The sequence below is a fragment of the Halalkalibacter urbisdiaboli genome, from assembly GCF_002156385.1.
Lineage (GTDB): Bacteria > Bacillota > Bacilli > Bacillales > Bacillaceae_D > Halalkalibacter_A > Halalkalibacter_A urbisdiaboli.
Window position 1 is genome coordinate 1,081,590 of sequence record NZ_MVJM01000001.1, and the last position, 18,239, is coordinate 1,099,828.

An 18,239-nucleotide genomic window follows, 5' to 3' on the forward strand; every position below is an offset into this window, starting at 1 on the left:
AAAGTCCTGCCTTTTCGATGCTCCAGTTTTAACATCATTGTTGGAAAATATCTTTATTACTTGAGGTGCGATTCATTCGAGTAAAATCTACTTTTGAAAAGATAGCTGTTGAGAGAAATAGAAATAATAGTCCGAATAACAAAACGATGACCAGACTAATTTGAGGGGTAATAACAAAGTGGCCGATTTGAAAGGCAAGCTGTTCGTCGATTAAGACATCTGTTGGTAAAGACAGCTTTTCTAAGCAGAGTGCTCGAAAAAATGCTGCTGCATATGTCATTGGATTCAATAATGCGATCGACTGCAATCCATCAGGAAGCAAGTTCAGTGGTACATAAACGCCACACAAAAAAGTAATTGGAATGGTTACAGCTACTGAAACTACCTGAAAGGTCTGAGAACTCTTTACGACAGTCGCCAAAAATAATCCGAAAGCCGAAAATACGAGACCTACAAAAATCATCAAACCGATCACTGCAAATGGTGTGATAATAGATGAATATCTCATCCCGATAAAAAATCCTACGAACAGAATAATCATACCTTGCAACGTCGCAATTGTGGTCGAGGCTAAAATTTGACCGAACGCGATCTGTATCCTTTTCACAGGGCTAACTAACACTTCTTTCATAAAACCTGAAACAATATCTTCAATTGTTGAGGTTGAGATATTTAATGATGTTTGAAAAACAACAATGATCACAATGCCCGCCAACACATAATGGACGGGGTTGCTAATAGAAACACTCTGAAAAATCGTGCTTAACAAATATAAATAGAAAAATGGCATAATGACAATGAGGATGAGCTGTACACGATTTCTCATAAATAATGTAACGTGTCTAAACCATAATGCTGTAATTACCCGCATGTATCGCTACCCCCTTATGTGCTTCCCTGTCATTTTAAGAAACACATCATTTAATGTTCCTTTTTTTATTTCTAAATCGTTAATCGCTCCTTTATGTTGGCTAATGATTTCTAGTAGATGGGCTAAATGTCGTAGCTCTACTACATAGCCATCTCTTTTCTTCTCGAACATCAAGTTATAGGCCGTTAACAAAGATTCTAGACTCCGCTCATCACTGGTTTTGATATACGCTTTATCCTTTGTATATCGTTGCTTTAATGCATACGGTTCATCATAGGCAATCAGTTTACCATCATCCATTACGGCAACTTTATCGCAAATCTCCGCTTCATCCATATAATGAGTGGTTAAGAAGATTGTCATCTTCTTTTCCTTTTGCAGCCGTTTGATATACTCCCAGATATTTGCCCTCGTCTGCGGATCCAAACCTGTCGTTGGCTCATCCAGAAACAATACTTTCGGGAAGTGTAACAAGCTTCTGGCAATTTCAACTCGTCTTTTCATGCCTCCTGATAAACTGTTCACTATTGCTTTCTTCCAATTCAGTAAATCTACTAAAGTTAATACAAAGTTAATCCGCTCATTCATCTTGCTTCGCGGCAACTTATAAAAATGACCATGCATTTTGAGGTTCTCTTCAACCGTCATTTTTTGATCTAACGTGGAATCTTGAAAAACAACACCGATGACGCTACGAACCTCATCCTTCTCACGAGTGACATCTTTTCCGTCGATGAGTAAAGTACCTGATGTTTTCTCTGAAATCGTACATAACGTGTTGATTGTTGTACTTTTCCCAGCACCATTTGGCCCTAAAAAAGCAAAAATACTTCCACCTTCTACCTCAAAGGAAACATGGTCAACAGCTGTATAGCCTCCATACTTTTTCACAAAATCCTTCACAACAATCATTTGGTCCATTCGTCATTACCTTCCTTCTTTTAGAATATCGAAAAGGGGCCAAGACTTTTGTTCTGGACAATCTTATTGAACATTTCTGCTAAAGAAACATCGCACTACTGCTTTATCCTTCATTTTCCGCCATCATCTGCACAAGATAATGAAAGCTTCCTTTTTCTGCTCCTAGTGTTGTTTCCACCACATGAACAAATGCAATCGCTTTTTGCATAAGCTCATGCGGCTCCCAACTGAAAATACCTTCATCAAATAAAAATTGAGAAGACACTAGCAAAAACTCGATCGTTTCTTTTGGGTAGGCGGTGGTAAATACACCTTCTTCTATCCCTTGTTCAACCACCTCTGTTAATATGGGCGTTAATTGACGAATAGATTCCACGATACTTTTTTGGTGCATTTCTGCATTATCTACTTGGTGTAACTGCTCAATCATCTCCTCCTTTCTCCCCGTATCAGGTTTCTGCGCCATAATAATTTTAAATAATTTCTCAGAAGCTTTAAGATTCGGATCTGAAGCAATTTCCTTTGCCATTTTTACTCCATAATCGATAAAACGCTGAATGATGGCATCCATCACTTCTTCCTTAGATTGAAAATAGTGATAGAACGTCCCTTTTGCAATTCCCACCATTTTAAGAATGTCATTCACAGTTGTTTTAGAATAACCCTTTGTGGTAAAAAGCTTTTCAGCAGCATCTAAAATTTCTTTTCGTCGTTCTTCAGGTTTTTTTGAAATTCTCATACGACCCCTCCTACATCATAGACCGACCGTCAGTCTATAAAATAAAGGTATCATGGATTAATTTATAGAGTCAAGATAAATTTTTATATTTTTTTCCTTTTTAGTTTGGATCTGTAAGCACTCTGCGTATTTTACAGTTCCGATAATGTAGCTCCATGCTATTTTTGAGGTGTATGACTAAACACTTACATTCCCTCACTGTTTAAAAAAACGTCTCCCCACCATGCGTGAGAAGACGTTAAACTAGTGAATACCTTGTTATTTACTTAAATAAATCCATCAATTTCGCCCAAAATCCTTTTGGTTCTTCTTCCGCTTGGGCGGTCTCTTCAGCTTCTTCTTTTTTAATGCTTTCTGTCTTTAAAATAAATTGAACAGAATCGACGTTTTCATTTTTCGGTGACACGAAGGAAACGGGTTCGAAATCAGATTTATCGTATTCAGCTAGCATCTGATCAATCTCTTCCTTCATTTGCTCTGGTAAATCACTCGTAGCTTCATAGAGTTCTTCTGTACCGTCATGAAGTTGGCTGACCCCATTTTCTAATTCTCCTGTTCCTTGAGACAAGTCGACGATCCCAGTATGCATCTGACCGTAGGAGCTTGATAATTTGCCGACTCCCCCCGTGTAATCGACTAAACCGGAGTGGAACGCTTGATAATTAGAGGCAAGGCTACTAATTCCTTCTTGTAATGGTGCCAATGAATCAGCTATGTTCATCTGTTCAAAACTAGTGGAAAGTCCTTCTGCCATCGTATCAACATTCGTTGCCATTTCAGAAAGAGCGCCATGTACTTGCTCTAATGTCACGGTAACGGCATCAAAGCCTTCTTTTACAGCGGAATACGTTCCTTTTGCCGTACGAGCTGCCGTGTATGTTTCGATTAATTGATTGAGTACCGCCTCGTTTGCACCGCTCGCATATAACTGCTGAATGTCTTCCTCTGTAATCGTATAATCAGGAATTGCCTGCATCGCTTTATTCAATTCGCCGTACGCCGTGGCATAGTTTTCGTTTAAAACAACTAAGCCTTTTGACGTTTCATGAAGTCCGGCCGAAAGTTGAACAAGTCCTTCCTGTAATTGTTGCAACTCATCCACGTTCATATTTGGTGAGCCTTCACTCAACGATTGGTTCATCGATTCAAGAGCTTGCTTAATGTTCGTTGATGCATTCACTAATTCAGAAGACGATGCCGCGACAGTAGACATTCCTTGTTTGTATTCCGTTGAACCGTTACGTAATGAACCTACGCCATTGTTAAGGTCAGACACACCGTCATTTAATTCCCCAACCCCATCATTAACCTCTTGAATGGCATCAGCTAACGTTTGAATGTCTCCTGTCATTTCGTCAATATTTGGTGCGTCAATCGACATTGAAGACGGAACAGCCGTTATATTGATGCCTTCAAGCTCAAAATCAATCACATCGGCTTCAAGCACAAACGTTGCCTCCTGCTCTGGCATCACTGTAAACGTCACTTGCTTATTCTTTCCTGCATTGGCTAGCATCCCATCTGGAGCCTGAATGTTGCTGTAGAGATCGAGATTAAGCGCAAGAGAAATTTGTAATAAATAGTTTTCAAAAAAGACAGAGTCGACGTTTTCATTCTCCGTCGTTGCAATGTGTATCTCAACATGCCCGTCTTTTCCAGCAAGCGCTTCAGGAGCGATTTCTTCTCCATCTAATAAATAGGAAATGGAAATATCCCAAGGCAAAGCAACATCAGCTAAGCTCCCTTGATAATAAAACGTTCCCTCAGGCGCAGTTAATGACACGACGCTATCTGATTGCTCAATTGGTGAAACATCGGTTAAGTTTTTTAGCGTTGTATACTCACCATAATCGATTACTTCTCCCGCTTTTTCTATCTCTAACACGTTGACGACATACATCTCTTGTCTTTCACCAGTGGCACTAAGATTGGCATAGACCACTTCATCCTTGGAGGAAATTTCTCCTTTTTGTTCGGAACCCTTTTCCCCAGACGTGCTGTTAGTTGAAGCTGCCGATACAAGAAATGACGGCGCGACTATGATTATCGTTGCAAACACAAGTAGAAACTTTCTCATTCTCATCATCATCATTTCTCCTTATAAAAATTAGCTTTCCATGTTGTTTTCCTAATCCATTTATCGAAAACGAGTAACATCGCTGGCAGGAAGAAGACAACCAAAATAAACGCAAGCAGCGCTCCTCTTCCAAGCAACAAGCCGATCGAGGAGACCATTGGATTCGACGAGGTCATCCATAAGATAAACCCGACACTCGATAAGATCGCAGCCGATATCGAAATCGAGAACACCTTTTCATTAAGTGTTTTCTTAATCGCTGCAAGGGCAGACATTTCCCTGCGATCCTCGACATATGCATCCGTCAGCAAAATCGCATAATCGACCGTTGCGGCGAGTTGAATAATGCTAATTAATAGATAACCAACGTAGCCTAAGGACGTGTCCGTAAAATATGGAACGGACAAATTCAACCAAACCGCCGATTGAATCGTAAGAAGCAGAACTACTGGAATCGCTATCGACTTAAAGGTGACAGCAAGGACGAGCGCAACGGTTCCCACCGTCAATAGATTGACTAACTTATTATCCTTTTGAACGGTTTGCTTAATATCATACAATGTTACGCTTTCTCCAACCGGGTACACATCTTCACCATAATAAGCTTCAGCCGTCGTTTGAACGTGTTCAACTAACTGAAACGCCTCGTCTCCCTCGTTTTTCGTTTTCGTTTGTAGGATGATTCGACTATAATGTTCAGAGTAAAATTGCTCCATCACAGATGGCTCCACATACTCTGGGGGAATCGCGGCACTAACCGTATTCGTATAAGCGATCACACTCGATACATTCTCGATTCTCTCTAACTCTTGAACCAATTTCTCTTCTTTCGCGATATCCCCTTTTGGCACGAGTAACACCATCGGCGTGTTCTCCCCAAACTGCGCTTGTATTTTAAGTAAATCACTTCCGGGGCGAGTCGTTTCCGGCTGCTCCCCAATCCCATACGTGAAATCCGTCTGACTTTGCGCTAAAAAGGCTGGGAAAATAAGCAGAAAGACGAGAAGTAAGCTTGGAATTCGAACCTTTACGACCGCACTTCCAATTTTTGAAAAGCTTGGAACGAAGGCTTTATGTTTCGTCTTATCAATCCATTTATAAAATAGAAGCGTGAGTGCAGGTAAAAAGACCATCACACTTAAAAAGCTTAATAGAATCCCTTTTACTAGATTAATCCCTAAATCTGAGCCAATTTCAAAGTTCATAAATGATAACGCCATAAACCCAAAAAAGGTCGTTGAGGCACTCGCGGCAATCGCCGAGAAGGAGCTTTTCATAGCAAGCTCCATCGCTTCATGAGGATCGGCTACTTTCTTTCGATAATCGTCAAAACGATGCAAGAGAAAAATCGCATAATCTAATGAAACGGCAAGCTGTAAAATTGGCGCAACGGATTGCGTAACGAAGGAGATTTCCCCAAGAAACATATTCGTCCCCATATTAATTAACACCGAAACACCAATGGCTGTTAAAAATAACACAGGCTCAATCCACGAGTTGGTCGATAACACTAAAATGATAATAATGATCGGAACCAATAATGCCGCCGCAAACATTGATTCTTTTCCCGTCATCGTTTGCTGCGTCGCCGTATTGAGTGATTCTCCGGCCATCGCATTTTCCTCACCAATTAACTCGTAAATTTCAGTCGTTATCGCGACTTCCTCTCCATCGCGAATACTGAATGAATAAAGGGCGTGGCCATTCTTATAATACGTTTCAACAACCTCTGGATCCGCCATTTCTAACGGTTCTTTTATATCAATCGCATCATCCAACCATGTGACATCCGACACCCCATCAATGGCAGAAAGCTCTTCTTTAAAAACAAGCGCTTCCTGAAGGCTGACATCATAGACCATGACTCGGTTATTTGGGACACTTCCTTCAAATTCCTGCTCCATAATTTCCATTGCAGTCGTTGAAGGCGCATCCTCAGGCAAGTAATCTGTCATATCATAATTGACCGATACCGTTAACGATGCCAACGCACAGAGCACCGTTAACACCATAAACGTAATAGCAACGGCCTTTTTATTTTTTATGATTCGTGCTGCAATACCTATCTCCACTCACCCTCTCTTGCCTTTTTTTCATGTTCCCCCTATCATTATATTGACACGGTGTTGTCTAATCAACAAACAGTTGTTTAAAATGTGTAGGTTCTCCAACACATGACGAAATTATGTTGGAAAATGGTCAAGAAAGAAGGTACATAACATGAGTTCCAAAATCGATCGACGAAAAAAATACACACGCATGATGTTAAAAGATAGCCTAATGACACTATTAAAAACAAAAGACATTTCCTCTATTACCGTGAAAGAACTATGCGCACTAGCCGACATCAATCGGTCAACCTTTTATTCTCATTTCACCGATCAATTTGATTTGCTTAACAAAATAGAAGATGAAATTATCGAGGATATGGCGGGGTATTTAAATCAGTACACGTATAAAAAAGAAGAAGACGAGCTTCACATGATTCAAGATTTAGTCGAGTACTTCGCTTCCATTGAAGAAGTGTGTAAAACGCTCTTACACGAAAGAACCGACACAACCTTCCAGAAAAAAGCGACGGACTTTGCCCATCAGTTCTTCCTGAAAAACTGGAGAGATGTAGAGCAATTTGATAAGGAGCTCTCAGAGTATATAAGCACATTCATCATTAATGGGTGCATTCATGTGATCAAACGTTGGCTCAATAACGGCATGGACAAATCCCCAAAGGAAATAGCTGAAATGATTAACAGTCTTATCCATAAGGGGCTTTTAGGGGTGGTGTAGGAATTAGGGGACGGTTCTCCTGCTTCATCATTCATCGTTTCAATTACTAGATATCTCCGCTTTTTTGGCTGCACTGCTTGCTTATGAAAAGCCAATACATAATCTAAAGACAGGTCTTTAACAGGGCACTGAAAAACAACCGTTTTCAGTGCCCTTGTTCGTTAGCACAAGAAGGAACTGCCTCAACGACAACTCCAGTTGTTCCACTCATGCTACCCTTTAACTTAATAAGAGAATTTATTTATTTTCTAAAAAGAATAAATTATTCAACCTTCCATGAAACTTTCCAAACGATTTTTTACCGTTTTCCAATCATCATCAGTAATACTATAAAAGACATAATCTATCCCATTATATTTTTTCCTTAAAACACCCTCTTTTTTTGCCCCTATACGTTCAATCGCTTTTTGGGACCTAATATGGTTTGCGGTTGTTATGATTTCAACACGAACTGCTTGCCAGCTCTCAAAAGCATACTGTAATAATAAATATTTACATTCGGTATTAACTCCTGTTCTCCAAACTTCTGAACTATACCACGTCCATCCAATATTTAAGTTTTTATTTTGTTTTGAAATTCTTAAATATCTTGTCATACCAACGATTTTGTCTAATTTTTTATCAAAAACAACGTATGGAAACTCTTCTCCACGTTCTCGACCTTGAATGGCTGTACAAACAAACTCTTCCATATCTTTTTCTAAATTAATTTTTCTAGGTAAGAACTCCCATATTTCCGGTTGTTTGGCACATTGAAATAATTGTTCATTATGTTCCATCTCTAGAGGAATTAAAATAACTCTTTTTCCTTCTAACCGCTTAAATTCCATCAGTTTCACACCCCCATTCAATAAGCAAAGGTTCCGAAACGACAACTCCGTCTTTCGTTTTGTTGAAGTAGTTTTTAAACGCTTTAATCTTTTTCAATTTCTTTATGCTCAATTTGTTCTAAAATCCAAGGTTTATCATCTTCTTTTGCATAAGTAGAAAAATACTCTTTATTCACCTCAATTAAGTTCCAAACCATCACTTCTTGAACTATAATCTTAAATGCTTCCTCTTTTGTTTGAGTGTTTGGGTTATAAGCTTTAATCCAATATTCTTTGTAGTCACTTGAATGACCTTTTTCCGTTACGATTAACATCGAAGCTGTCGATGTGTATGGTCCATTTCCCCCACAAGACGCAAGCAAAAATATAACGAGAATTAACCAACCTAAAGTTTTTTTCAATGCATTCCCCCCATATTCAGGTGTCCCTCTGTCACTAAATGCCACGTTAGCAAAAAAGCGATCCTCTGCCGTTACAGAAACACCCCCGTTACTTGAATAACCTTCCTGCTGTTGAACAAACGCCCCCTATTTATTTACTACTAGAAACAGATCGAGCAATAGCAACTAACTCTTCAACAGATACTTCAACGGCACTAATGTTAAAATACAAATTATCTTTCCAAAGGTATATTCTATTAGGTCCACCAAATTCTGAAGGTTTTAAATATGCTTCAGCACCTGTAATATCTAATAATTCTAATTCATTAATATCTGGTGGTCTACCAGTATCAAATGTTTGGCTAATTATAATGTGTTTCCTTCCCTTGCCAAATGTTGTTCGAACTCCATTCAACTCCTCTAGGTTCTCATTATTTGTATTTTCTTCGACATAATCAACACCGTAATTCCGTACCTCAATTGAACTTTCTTCTCTTATTGAAGAAGGTACTAAATTCAATTCAGGTAAAATGATCTTAAATGAAACTTGCTCTTGTGCAGCTTTAAGACCCTGAATAAGTTCCCTTGTTTCGAAATCGTTTTCTTCGTCTGTACTTTTAATACTTTCATGCGTTTCACTCGCTTTTTTGTTGGAAATATTAGTAAAAGTTGATTGGTATCCGATAAATAGAATGATTACAAATACAGCCAAACTTGTTAAATAGACCATGTTCTTTTTTCTTTTTTTATAAAGAGGAGTATTACGAATTTCTTTTTGAATAGAATAGCCCACTTTTTGTTTTCGGCTTTGATTCCAATAGATATTACTTTCCATTTTCTTTAAGTTATTATTAACCTCTGATTCATCATCAAATGGTCTTTTCATTTGGAAACCCCTCCTTAATCATTCGTGTTTGAAGTTCTGACATCGCACGAAATAAGGTTGTTCGAACTTTTCCTTCAGACCAATTTAATATCTCGGCTGTTTCTCTTATATTAAAACCTTTAATTTTTCGAAGGATAATAACCTCCTTATATTTTGGTTTCATTTTTCCTAACACCTCGTATAACTCTTGTACATTTTCTTTTATTACTACAGCATCTTCTGGTAATGGTGAATCATCTTTTTTTGAAAATAATAGAAATTCTTTGATTAATTGAAGAGGTTTTCTTTTTCTCATATAATCTATTGTTGAGTTACGAGCCACACTAAAAAGCCATGTTTTTCTCGTTGATTGATGGTTGAAATTATCATAGAACCTGTATGCTTTAAGAAATGTTTCCTGAGTCAAATCTTCTGCTTGTTGATAATCTTGTATCATCATAAGTATGTATTTAAAAATAGCATCCCCGTACCTAACATACCAATCACAAATATCCGTTTCTCTTTGTTTTTCACTTGACACAATCGATCCCCCTTTTCTTACATTCTATATTTAGACGTAGTAAAAATGTAAATGTTGCGATTTTATAAGATAAAGACCAATATAAAAAAATCTTGAGAGTTATTACTCAAGACTTTTATACATCTTATAAAATTTCAACTTGTAGTTTGTAATCTTTTAATTCACTAAACTGCACTGTTACTTTAGTACACTGTTTCACTAACTTATATAAAGTTTAACATAAATATCCAGTTGGAGACTTATCAGTAATTCAAAAATTCTTAACACTTATAAAAAAGAACACCTTTACTTGAAAGGTAAATTTTTTTCATAAAGACTAAAGACGTTTCTTGCTGCGCAGTATGTAGTCAACTACGCAATAATAAGCTATTCTACTTCTAACACTAAACTGCTCAATAGTTGAAGAAGCGTCTGCTTTTGTTCTGCTAACGCACTCCGTTAACACAATAATAATTAACTAATCCAAGTCATTTTCACTTCTTTGGATTTCCATTTATTATCTTTATAATGAACTGTAACTTCTACTCCAACTGCCCCATCCCCTGAACGATACTTGGAACCCTCAAAAAATATATTGTTGTTAAACTTAAAATCAACTTTTTCTATTCTAAGAAGTACGCCATCCAAAACCATCGTATCTGGATTATATAATCCCTTTTCTTTCAGTTGTTCAAAAGTAGCATCCATTACTTCAACTTTATATTTTTCCTTGAAATAGCTTATAATTTCTTCTTTATCACTTTCATCTACTTCCTCAAAATTACTCATATCAATAGCTATATATTCCATATCACTACTTAATGCTTCATCTTGTTCCATTATAGAGTCCAATCCAACACTATATATTTCTCCTAAATGTTCTTTTGGCTCTATTCCAGTATCGCAAGCAGAAAGCAATACCGACAGTATAAATAGAATGCTAAAATATTTAAACTTCAAATTTACCCATCCTTTACTATATAGACGATGTTATTTAAAATTACGTTTTAAAATACTTGTTCTTGAACTAATCCTGCCTCTTTAGCACAAGAAGCGATTACCCTTTATTGAGCAATTCCACCCGTTAGCGTAATAAATTATTTTCCTTTCTGATAAAGCAATACTCCTTCGGAAGAATAAGCAGAAACCATGCCTACCCTTTCATTACCATCATCCTGTTCAGATAAAAGATACCAAAACTTTCTCTCCTTATTTTGTATTAAAATTGCGTCCTTTTGAGTGTTGTCATATTCAACTGTAATTTTACTAATTTCAGGGTCAGCTACTTCTCCTAAAAATACCGTTGTATAGAAACTTTCATTTTCCAAAGAAGCTTCCCCTTTATGCGACGTTGATTGACTAAAAGAAAAAGGCTTTATGTCAGTGTCAACAGCATACATAAAACCTGAACTCCCTTGATAATCCCAACCATCATCCTTTTTAGAAAAGTGAAGAACTCCATATCCATTTGGAGATTGGTAAAGAGAGAATGCGGTTTCATCCATTTCTTCAGTATGAAAAACATTAGCTAATGGTACATCACTTTTTAATGTTGCTTGTTATAAAGTTTTAAATTGTGTTTTTGTATTATCAGCTACGTTACTACAACCTGAAATAATCATTAAGAATACGAAGAATATCGAAAATAATAATTTCAACTATAAACACCCTTCTCATACAAATATTCCACAAATTCCTTAGCTCTTCTTCCATTAAACTGCCTCTTTAGTTTAACATTAATTTCCTTTTCACTGACATAAAAATGCGTCCCTTGTTAAAGGAACGCACCCGCTAGTGAAAAAGCACCCTATACGTTTATCAATGAGTATTGGTCATCCTTTAGTATGATAACTGAACTTTGCTTAGTTATTTCAAATTCCATCAATCTATCTTCTATGCTTTTACCAGAGTTGTCTTTAAAAATATCTTCTCTGTCATAGTGAGGAAAAATAACCTTTTCTGTTTTGTTTAATGCTGTTAAGTCTTTCACTTCAGTTGTATTCATCAGGGGGGTAAAATGATTAGCCACCTCAATATTTGGTCCTAAAATAACTGCACCAGCACTTACTCCAATAAATATTGTATTCTGCTTTGATAACGCCTTTAATATTATGTCAGCCCCACTTTTTTTCATATGATAAAGTAAACTAAATGGGTTTCCTCCGTTAATATAAATGATATTATACTGTTTCAATTTTTTTACTTCCTCAAATTCAATATCAAGAAATTCTACCTGTTTTACTCCCATTCCAAATAAATCATTTTTAGCCTTGACTGCATATCTATTATTTTCTTTCTGTGGGGAAGCAGTTGTTATGATAGCAGCTTTAGGATTAGGCAATTGCTTATTAAGAACCGTTAAGAATTCATTTTTAATCATGTCTGTATAGAAACCATTTGAAGTCAAAAAAATATTAGCCATTTTACTTACCCCTTTTTATATTTTTATTTTCTCTACTACAACATTCCCGCCCGTTAGCACAAAACAAAAAGGCGCTAGTCTTTGTTAAAGTAGCGCACTCGTTTGCTGAATAATGCTAATTTTCTTTAGTATTACTGCTTGTGATTTCGTTCAATTTTTGTTCCATTCTCTTTAACTGTTTACTCTTCCTTATGGATGAACGAATAAACCATGCAACTAAAAGAATTATCGAAATAGGAATTAAAATAGCTATTATCTGATAGATCGCAGTTCCCATATAATCACCTCCGTAATGACCTGAATTTCAACATATTTTATTGAAGAATTTCGGAGAATTACCCTCAGTTCTGTAATACTTTAACCTGCCTCAATAGTTGAAGAAGCGTCAACTCTGTTCTGCTAACGCCCCCTTTACTTTAAGTGCAATGGTTCACAATATTTCATTTCTTGAGTTACTAACTACTAATCCATCCTAATAAAAATTCTATATTGTAAATTATAATGAGACCTAATATTAGTAATATAGTTGTACTGATATATTGCTTTGAATCCTTTATATAGATAAATTCCATAATCGCCTGGAAACCTAATAATAATGCTAGATAGGTCATCCAAAACAACTTCAGAATTTTGTCTGAATCGTTGGTAATCACAAACCATAATGCACTTAAGAAGATGACAAGTATAATACCTCTACCCCATCTGTCGATTATTTTACCAGGTGTTTCCGAAACCTTTTTCTTTTGTACTCCAAGTATCTTGTTTGTTAATTTTTCTATTAAAAGCATCAGAATAAGTAGAACTATTAAAAATACTACATACTTCACCTAATTCCCCCTTGCTATCTTAAGTGTTTTAATTTAATTAACCTGCTCTTTTAGTTTAACATTAATTTCCTTTTTATTAACAGATAAAAGAGCATCCCTTGTTGAAGGAATGCTCCCTTTAGTAACATAAATCTATTTAAAAAACTCGTCTATCAATTGCTCTGTTGTAAGTATTGTGGCAAATTCTTCGTGCAAAGTAGCTAGAGATATATTATGAATAGTTGCTGCATCATAATATGTATCATTTTGGTCCTTCATGCCAAAGGCAGCTGTTGCATCTGATATCAGGTATGTATCGAACCCTAAATTACCACTCATCCTTGTCGTTGTTGATACACAATGAGGTGTAGTTAAACCAGTGATTACAACTGTTGTTACTTCATTTACTTTTAGAAGCTCTTCTAAATTTGTACCAATAAAACTACTGTTTACTTTTTTATTTATTATTACTTCTTTATAAATAGGTTCAACGACTTCTTTTATAGTGAACCCCTTATTCTTAGGATGAAACACTGAATTAGGATTATCAGAAGTATGCTGTATATGTATTACTAACCATCCTTTTTCTCTCCACAATTGTAGTATCTTACTAATGTTTCCTTCTGCATTTAGATTGTTTCGTTCTCCCCATTTCTTATCATCGAAAGCTTTTTGTACATCGACTATAATTAAAGCCTTTTTCTTGTCCTCCATAAGATTCCCCCTAGCATTTAGGGCTGCCCCAACCTCTCATATTAGGAATGTACGTTGCAATTACTAAGTGCATAATACCTAACAAAATTGTACCTGACAAAATTAACAAAGAACCTATAAGATAAGACCTGTGTTGATTCATACCTCCCCTTCTCCCTTTTATTTTTTATTGTTATATTACCTTTAGTTATCTTTACAAAGCCTTGCTCCCTTATTGAAACAAAGCACCCTTATATACAGTATGATTTTCCACCGTATTTAACGTAAGTAATGAAACAAAAATGTCATTTTACTATCTTTGTAGAAACATTATCTTCAGTAAGTATTTATAGTATTCAACGTTAACAATGGCAGGACTTTATTTGGAGAGGTGGGTATGATAGGATGGTTGCCTGATGAAACAACGGCTTCCCGCCTTTCAAATCGTACCCATAGAGGCTCCAAGTCAAGTCCTTAAACGCTTATCTATGGATACATGTAAACAATGATAAAGCGCGCACCGCATCAACGTTTTATTGCTGATACTGTATATAAGCACCCTTTAGTTTAGGTACAATCCTTCACAAACAATAAATAGTTACTCTTTCCAATCCTTTGGGATTTTTACAATAACATAATTTCCTGTCCACATTTGTGTTGTTGCAATTAGTGTATTATCACCTTTTTCAAAAAAATAGCCACTACCTTCTTGTTGTTGAAATTGCCACCCATTGCTATTAATCATATTCTTTAAATTTTCATGTGCTTTTCCTTGTTTCTCTGGTGTTATATACCACTCATAACCATTTTCTTCAGCTATTTTCACAATATCTTGTGATGTATCATTCAAGGATTCTAAAACTTCCTTTTTACTCACAGATTCAATAGGTAATGTAGGATAATAGAACTTACTATCAACAGCAACAATACCTAAGATTACAATCAACACACCAATAATTATTAACCATTTTTTCATCTAATCCCCCCAAACAAAGACGATCAGTTTGATAATCGTCTTTTCAATTCTTGCACCCGATAGTTCAACACAAAAGATTTAGTGTTTAACAAATTTAATTGCAAAATTTATAAGCAATGAAATAATTACTCTTGTCACAAAGTAAAATACAATTATAAACAACAACACCAATAAACTTGAAAAAAAGATATTATCTAAATCGATTGTCAAACCTAAAATATCTCTTCCTATTAGTCGTGCAAATATAAGCGATAACATTAAAGCAATTAAATCATCGTATTTCGTAGCTTTTTTCAAAAGCAAATTATCACCCCTAAACCTTTTTATTATCCCGCCCCTATAGCTTACCATCATTTTCCTTTTTTTACAGAGCAACAGCGACTTCTTGTGCAAATCTGCCCCCGTTACTTCAATAAGAAAAAGCCATTCTCTTCTTGAAGAATAGCATCCGTTTACTTAAGTACATTTCTTCACAATCTGAAACAATAATAACATATATATCCAGTATTGTTGGAAAGTCTTACTCCATTAATGGAACATCTATTAGATAGTATTAATATTGTTGAACAACTTTGATTACAAGTTACCCTATACTATGAATTACCCTTAATTTATTTGATTTGCTCCGCCAATTCCAAAATAATTCCTTCTGGCCCACGCACGTAGCATAATTTATAAGCGTTTTCGTAGTTTTCTATCTCACCAATAAGTCCTGCGCCTTTCTTTTTCATTTTGGTAACAAGGGCTTCAATATCTTCAACAGCAAAGGCAATATGCCGGATACCAAGAGTATTTGCCAACGGACGCTGTATGCCATTTTCATCTGATGGCGTGTGAAATTTTACTAGTTCTATATTCGTGTCACCGTCTGGCGTTCGTAACATTACAACGTCCACTTTAACGTCTTGAAGCCCTATTATCCGCTCCACCCACTCGCCTTCCACTTCTCCTTCCCCTAGCATTTCAAGGCCAAAGTCAAGAAAAAACGCTTTCGCGGCAGAAAGATCATTGACGATTATACCCACATGATCTATTCGATGGATCTTCATATCCCATACCTCCTATGTTCCTAAGTTTATCACTTATATCTCCTTAAAATGTCTTCTCGATTGCTTAATAGTTTTCCTCTTCAACAAACTGGCTCGATTGTGGAAAAGCAAGATAATGATTATGATTGCTATTTTTAGCTTGTTAAACTAAAGCACCCTGTTAGCACAATATCAAGTATATGTTAATTTAATGGGGTTCAATCTTTTCATTTAATGCCTCTGCTTGTCTCATAAATGAATCCATATTGGCACTTATAGTAATATTTAATCCTAATCCAACTTCACGAAGTGTTTCCCGTAGGTCTTCAAAATTCTTTTTATCCTCTTCGGTTAAATCAACAAAATTATATAGTTCATCATTAGGATATTGATTTAATTTGGAATACAACTGTTCAAGAATTTCCTTGTCACTTTTAGAAAGCGTTCCTAACTGCTTTCCAGTAGTCATTCCAAGCCAAATTCCGTTTAACACATCTCCTAATTCAGTTGTAACCAAGTTAGGTTCAGACCAATTATCCTCACTCTGGTTAGCAATTAAACCTTCCAATTCTACTAAATTATTTTGGACTTCTGTAACAAGAACTTGCTCCTTTACGAAGTTCATCTTTATAATTCCCCATGCTACAATTGCGACGAGTACTATATTAAAACCTATTGAAATTCCGAATAGTAATTTCCTTTTTTTATTCAATTTTATTCCCCCTTTGTTAAGAGAATTTTACCATAAAAGCCCATATTCCTTATTGAAGTATTCTGCCCGTTAATCGAATAACTTCTGTAAAAATTGCGTTTAAGGCTGGTTGGGACTCGGATCTCGTATAACAAGCGAAGCTATGATACTGCAAGAAGGTTTAGGGGTACAGCAAGTCGAATCTACGAGGAAATTAGTTATGAATCCAGTCATTGGCGAGGTCACTGAAAAAGAGTGGTTTTTCCTTTTTCAGTGACCTTTATGAAATGTGCGTAGCCGTTGCCCGATTTTTAGAGCCTTGCTACGAGTGTTTTTTTCGTAGCAAGGCGTGCAACGTGCGAAGCCATTACTTCTTCTTTGAGTTACTTAACCAAGGTTTTTCAGCGCCCTCTCAGAGGCCTGAATGTTTCAAAAGGTGTAAGTCAGGTCAAAGCATTTTTAAGTAAAGGCAAACCCTATCGTAAGAGTATTCCCGTTAGCACAAAAACAAAAAGGCGCTAGTCTTTGTTAAAGTAGCGCACCCGTTTGCTGAATAATGCTAATTTTCTTTAGTATTACTGCTTGCGATTTCGTTCAATTTTTGTTCCATTCTCTTTAACTGTTTACTCTTCCTTATGGATGAACGAATAAACCATGCAACTAAAAGAATTATCGAAATAGGAATTAAAATAGCTATTATTTGATAAATCGCAGTTCCCATATAATCACCTCCGTAACGACCTAAATTTTAACATATTTTATTAAAGAATTTCGGATAATTACCCTCAGTTCTGTAATAATTTAACCTTCCTCAATAGTTGAAGAAGCGTCAACTCTGTTCTGCTAACGCCCCCGTTAGCTCAATTAAGAGGTATTTTTAAAAAGGGGCAACGCCTCCACGTTGCCCCTTTCTTTACTAACCTTTTTTAATTTTTAATATCGAGTTAGCATTTGTCTGAAATTCATATGGTACTTCCACTTCTTCAACTGTACAGCCGTTGTCAGCCAGATAACTTATCATTTTATCTAAATGCTCGTATCTTTTTCCCTCTAAATCAACTAAAGGGAAAATACGAACTTCCTCTTTCGTAACCCTCAATAACTCATTAAGCGTTTCGATGTGAAATTGATAATCTAATCTATCCGCATACATAAATAAAAAATGTGCCGAAAGAAGAATATCAAATTCTGCATTCTTAAATGGTAACGAAGGTAAAGTAACGGGAATGTATCTTTCGCTGGATTCCCTCATATCGTTGGTACAATCTTGCAAGGCTCTTAAACGATGTTTTCTAAGACCTTCTACATTATTAAAATAATCCCATTTATAATTATTTTTCGCTTTTTCCATATGCTCCATTGCGTGTTCAATATCTTGAAGACCTTTATTTTTTAAGTCTTCACCCGAATGATAATATGCAATATCACATGCTGTTACATCTAAACCTAATTCGTTTCCAACAGCAGTAAATGAACAAGCTCCTGCTGGACAATCGAGTATTTTCTTTCCTTGTAGTTCTTCCTCTGAAAGCGAGAACATATCCAAATACTCTTCAAAGGTTCTCCCAATAAAAACAATTCGTTCTAAATCTAACTTTGTACTCTTCTCAACTCTACTCAACTATACTCACCT

At 36.2% G+C, this 18,239-nt stretch carries 21 protein-coding genes; 1 reads left to right on the top strand and 20 read right to left on the bottom strand.

The window, feature by feature from the left end:
• Positions 1-34 precede the first annotated feature (34 nt).
• The 5 genes from B1R93_RS05480 to B1R93_RS05500 form a co-directional block, all read right to left on the bottom strand.
• Positions 35-871 carry an ABC transporter permease gene (locus tag B1R93_RS05480; protein ID WP_088102939.1) on the bottom strand — a complete coding sequence of 279 codons (837 nt, stop codon included), beginning with the start codon at positions 869-871 and terminating at the stop codon, positions 35-37.
• 6 nt (positions 872-877) lie between these two features.
• Positions 878-1,792 carry an ABC transporter ATP-binding protein gene (locus B1R93_RS05485; protein ID WP_088102940.1) on the bottom strand — a complete coding sequence of 305 codons (915 nt, stop codon included), beginning with the start codon at positions 1,790-1,792 and terminating at the stop codon, positions 878-880.
• 103 nt (positions 1,793-1,895) lie between these two features.
• Complete coding sequence (locus tag B1R93_RS05490; RefSeq protein ID WP_088102941.1) at positions 1,896-2,531, bottom strand: TetR/AcrR family transcriptional regulator; 636 nt, start codon at positions 2,529-2,531, stop codon at positions 1,896-1,898.
• Positions 2,532-2,793: 262 nt separating this feature from the next.
• Positions 2,794-4,617, bottom strand: coding sequence for a coiled-coil domain-containing protein (locus B1R93_RS05495; protein ID WP_088102942.1), 1,824 nt, complete (start codon positions 4,615-4,617; stop codon positions 2,794-2,796).
• Between the two features lie 2 nt (positions 4,618-4,619).
• Positions 4,620-6,620: an efflux RND transporter permease subunit gene (locus tag B1R93_RS05500; protein WP_088103415.1), complete on the bottom strand. Its 2,001-nt coding sequence runs from the start codon at positions 6,618-6,620 to the stop codon at positions 4,620-4,622.
• 208 nt (positions 6,621-6,828) lie between these two features.
• Between B1R93_RS05500 and B1R93_RS05505 the strand changes: the two genes are divergently transcribed.
• The gene (locus B1R93_RS05505) at positions 6,829-7,395 is read left to right on the top strand and encodes a TetR/AcrR family transcriptional regulator (protein WP_088102943.1); all 567 of its coding nucleotides are present in this window, start codon (positions 6,829-6,831) and stop codon (positions 7,393-7,395) included.
• Positions 7,396-7,661: 266 nt separating this feature from the next.
• Here the strand turns inward: B1R93_RS05505 and B1R93_RS05510 are convergent, their stop codons facing one another.
• The 15 genes from B1R93_RS05510 to B1R93_RS05575 form a co-directional block, all read right to left on the bottom strand.
• Entirely contained in the window at positions 7,662-8,225 is a 564-nt protein-coding gene (locus B1R93_RS05510; RefSeq protein ID WP_088102944.1) for a GNAT family N-acetyltransferase, read from the bottom strand.
• 83 nt (positions 8,226-8,308) lie between these two features.
• Positions 8,309-8,626, bottom strand: a complete 318-nt coding sequence (locus B1R93_RS05515; protein WP_088102945.1) for a lipoprotein — start codon at positions 8,624-8,626, stop codon at positions 8,309-8,311.
• Positions 8,627-8,756: 130 nt separating this feature from the next.
• Positions 8,757-9,491, bottom strand: a complete 735-nt coding sequence (locus B1R93_RS05520; RefSeq protein ID WP_088102946.1) for a hypothetical protein — start codon at positions 9,489-9,491, stop codon at positions 8,757-8,759.
• A complete protein-coding gene (locus tag B1R93_RS05525; protein WP_088102947.1) occupies positions 9,475-10,011 on the bottom strand; it encodes an RNA polymerase sigma factor in 537 nt (178 codons plus the stop codon). Before B1R93_RS05525 ends, B1R93_RS05520 begins: the two co-directional genes overlap by 17 nt.
• Positions 10,012-10,464: 453 nt before the next feature.
• Positions 10,465-10,950, bottom strand: coding sequence for a peptide ABC transporter substrate-binding protein (locus B1R93_RS05530; RefSeq protein ID WP_088102948.1), 486 nt, complete (start codon positions 10,948-10,950; stop codon positions 10,465-10,467).
• 137 nt (positions 10,951-11,087) lie between these two features.
• Positions 11,088-11,318 carry a hypothetical protein gene (locus B1R93_RS23185; RefSeq protein ID WP_207634119.1) on the bottom strand — a complete coding sequence of 77 codons (231 nt, stop codon included), beginning with the start codon at positions 11,316-11,318 and terminating at the stop codon, positions 11,088-11,090.
• A gap of 479 nt (positions 11,319-11,797) precedes the next feature.
• Positions 11,798-12,412 carry a Type 1 glutamine amidotransferase-like domain-containing protein gene (locus tag B1R93_RS05540; RefSeq protein ID WP_088102950.1) on the bottom strand — a complete coding sequence of 205 codons (615 nt, stop codon included), beginning with the start codon at positions 12,410-12,412 and terminating at the stop codon, positions 11,798-11,800.
• Positions 12,413-12,527: 115 nt separating this feature from the next.
• A complete protein-coding gene (locus B1R93_RS22655; protein ID WP_133058605.1) occupies positions 12,528-12,689 on the bottom strand; it encodes a DUF4083 family protein in 162 nt (53 codons plus the stop codon).
• Between the two features lie 178 nt (positions 12,690-12,867).
• Positions 12,868-13,239 carry a DUF4181 domain-containing protein gene (locus tag B1R93_RS05545; RefSeq protein ID WP_088102951.1) on the bottom strand — a complete coding sequence of 124 codons (372 nt, stop codon included), beginning with the start codon at positions 13,237-13,239 and terminating at the stop codon, positions 12,868-12,870.
• Positions 13,240-13,371: 132 nt separating this feature from the next.
• On the bottom strand, positions 13,372-13,932 hold the full coding sequence (locus B1R93_RS05550) for a cysteine hydrolase family protein (protein WP_088102952.1): 561 nt from the start codon (positions 13,930-13,932) through the stop codon (positions 13,372-13,374).
• Positions 13,933-14,509: 577 nt separating this feature from the next.
• Positions 14,510-14,887 (bottom strand): hypothetical protein, encoded by a 378-nt coding sequence (locus B1R93_RS05555; RefSeq protein WP_088102953.1) that lies wholly within the window; start codon positions 14,885-14,887, stop codon positions 14,510-14,512.
• A gap of 611 nt (positions 14,888-15,498) precedes the next feature.
• Entirely contained in the window at positions 15,499-15,936 is a 438-nt protein-coding gene (locus B1R93_RS05565; RefSeq protein ID WP_088102955.1) for a VOC family protein, read from the bottom strand.
• A 187-nt stretch (positions 15,937-16,123) separates the two neighbouring features.
• A complete protein-coding gene (locus tag B1R93_RS05570; protein ID WP_088102956.1) occupies positions 16,124-16,627 on the bottom strand; it encodes a hypothetical protein in 504 nt (167 codons plus the stop codon).
• Between the two features lie 538 nt (positions 16,628-17,165).
• Positions 17,166-17,327 carry a DUF4083 family protein gene (locus B1R93_RS22660; RefSeq protein WP_133058606.1) on the bottom strand — a complete coding sequence of 54 codons (162 nt, stop codon included), beginning with the start codon at positions 17,325-17,327 and terminating at the stop codon, positions 17,166-17,168.
• A 195-nt stretch (positions 17,328-17,522) separates the two neighbouring features.
• Positions 17,523-18,227, bottom strand: coding sequence for an SAM-dependent methyltransferase (locus B1R93_RS05575; RefSeq protein ID WP_088102957.1), 705 nt, complete (start codon positions 18,225-18,227; stop codon positions 17,523-17,525).
• Between the last annotated feature and the right edge of the window lie 12 nt (positions 18,228-18,239).

Coding starts and splice junctions, on each gene's coding strand:
- B1R93_RS05480 (WP_088102939.1), bottom strand. CDS start 871: ATGCGGGTAATTACAGCATTATGGTTTAGACACGTTACATTATTTATG.
- B1R93_RS05485 (WP_088102940.1), bottom strand. CDS start 1,792: ATGGACCAAATGATTGTTGTGAAGGATTTTGTGAAAAAGTATGGAGGC.
- B1R93_RS05490 (WP_088102941.1), bottom strand. CDS start 2,531: ATGAGAATTTCAAAAAAACCTGAAGAACGACGAAAAGAAATTTTAGAT.
- B1R93_RS05495 (WP_088102942.1), bottom strand. CDS start 4,617: ATGATGAGAATGAGAAAGTTTCTACTTGTGTTTGCAACGATAATCATA.
- B1R93_RS05500 (WP_088103415.1), bottom strand. CDS start 6,620: ATGGTGTTAACGGTGCTCTGTGCGTTGGCATCGTTAACGGTATCGGTC.
- B1R93_RS05505 (WP_088102943.1), top strand. CDS start 6,829: ATGAGTTCCAAAATCGATCGACGAAAAAAATACACACGCATGATGTTA.
- B1R93_RS05510 (WP_088102944.1), bottom strand. CDS start 8,225: ATGGAATTTAAGCGGTTAGAAGGAAAAAGAGTTATTTTAATTCCTCTA.
- B1R93_RS05520 (WP_088102946.1), bottom strand. CDS start 9,491: ATGAAAAGACCATTTGATGATGAATCAGAGGTTAATAATAACTTAAAG.
- B1R93_RS05540 (WP_088102950.1), bottom strand. CDS start 12,412: ATGGCTAATATTTTTTTGACTTCAAATGGTTTCTATACAGACATGATT.
- B1R93_RS22655 (WP_133058605.1), bottom strand. CDS start 12,689: ATGGGAACTGCGATCTATCAGATAATAGCTATTTTAATTCCTATTTCG.
- B1R93_RS05550 (WP_088102952.1), bottom strand. CDS start 13,932: ATGGAGGACAAGAAAAAGGCTTTAATTATAGTCGATGTACAAAAAGCT.
- B1R93_RS05555 (WP_088102953.1), bottom strand. CDS start 14,887: ATGAAAAAATGGTTAATAATTATTGGTGTGTTGATTGTAATCTTAGGT.
- B1R93_RS05565 (WP_088102955.1), bottom strand. CDS start 15,936: ATGAAGATCCATCGAATAGATCATGTGGGTATAATCGTCAATGATCTT.
- B1R93_RS22660 (WP_133058606.1), bottom strand. CDS start 17,327: ATGGGAACTGCGATTTATCAAATAATAGCTATTTTAATTCCTATTTCG.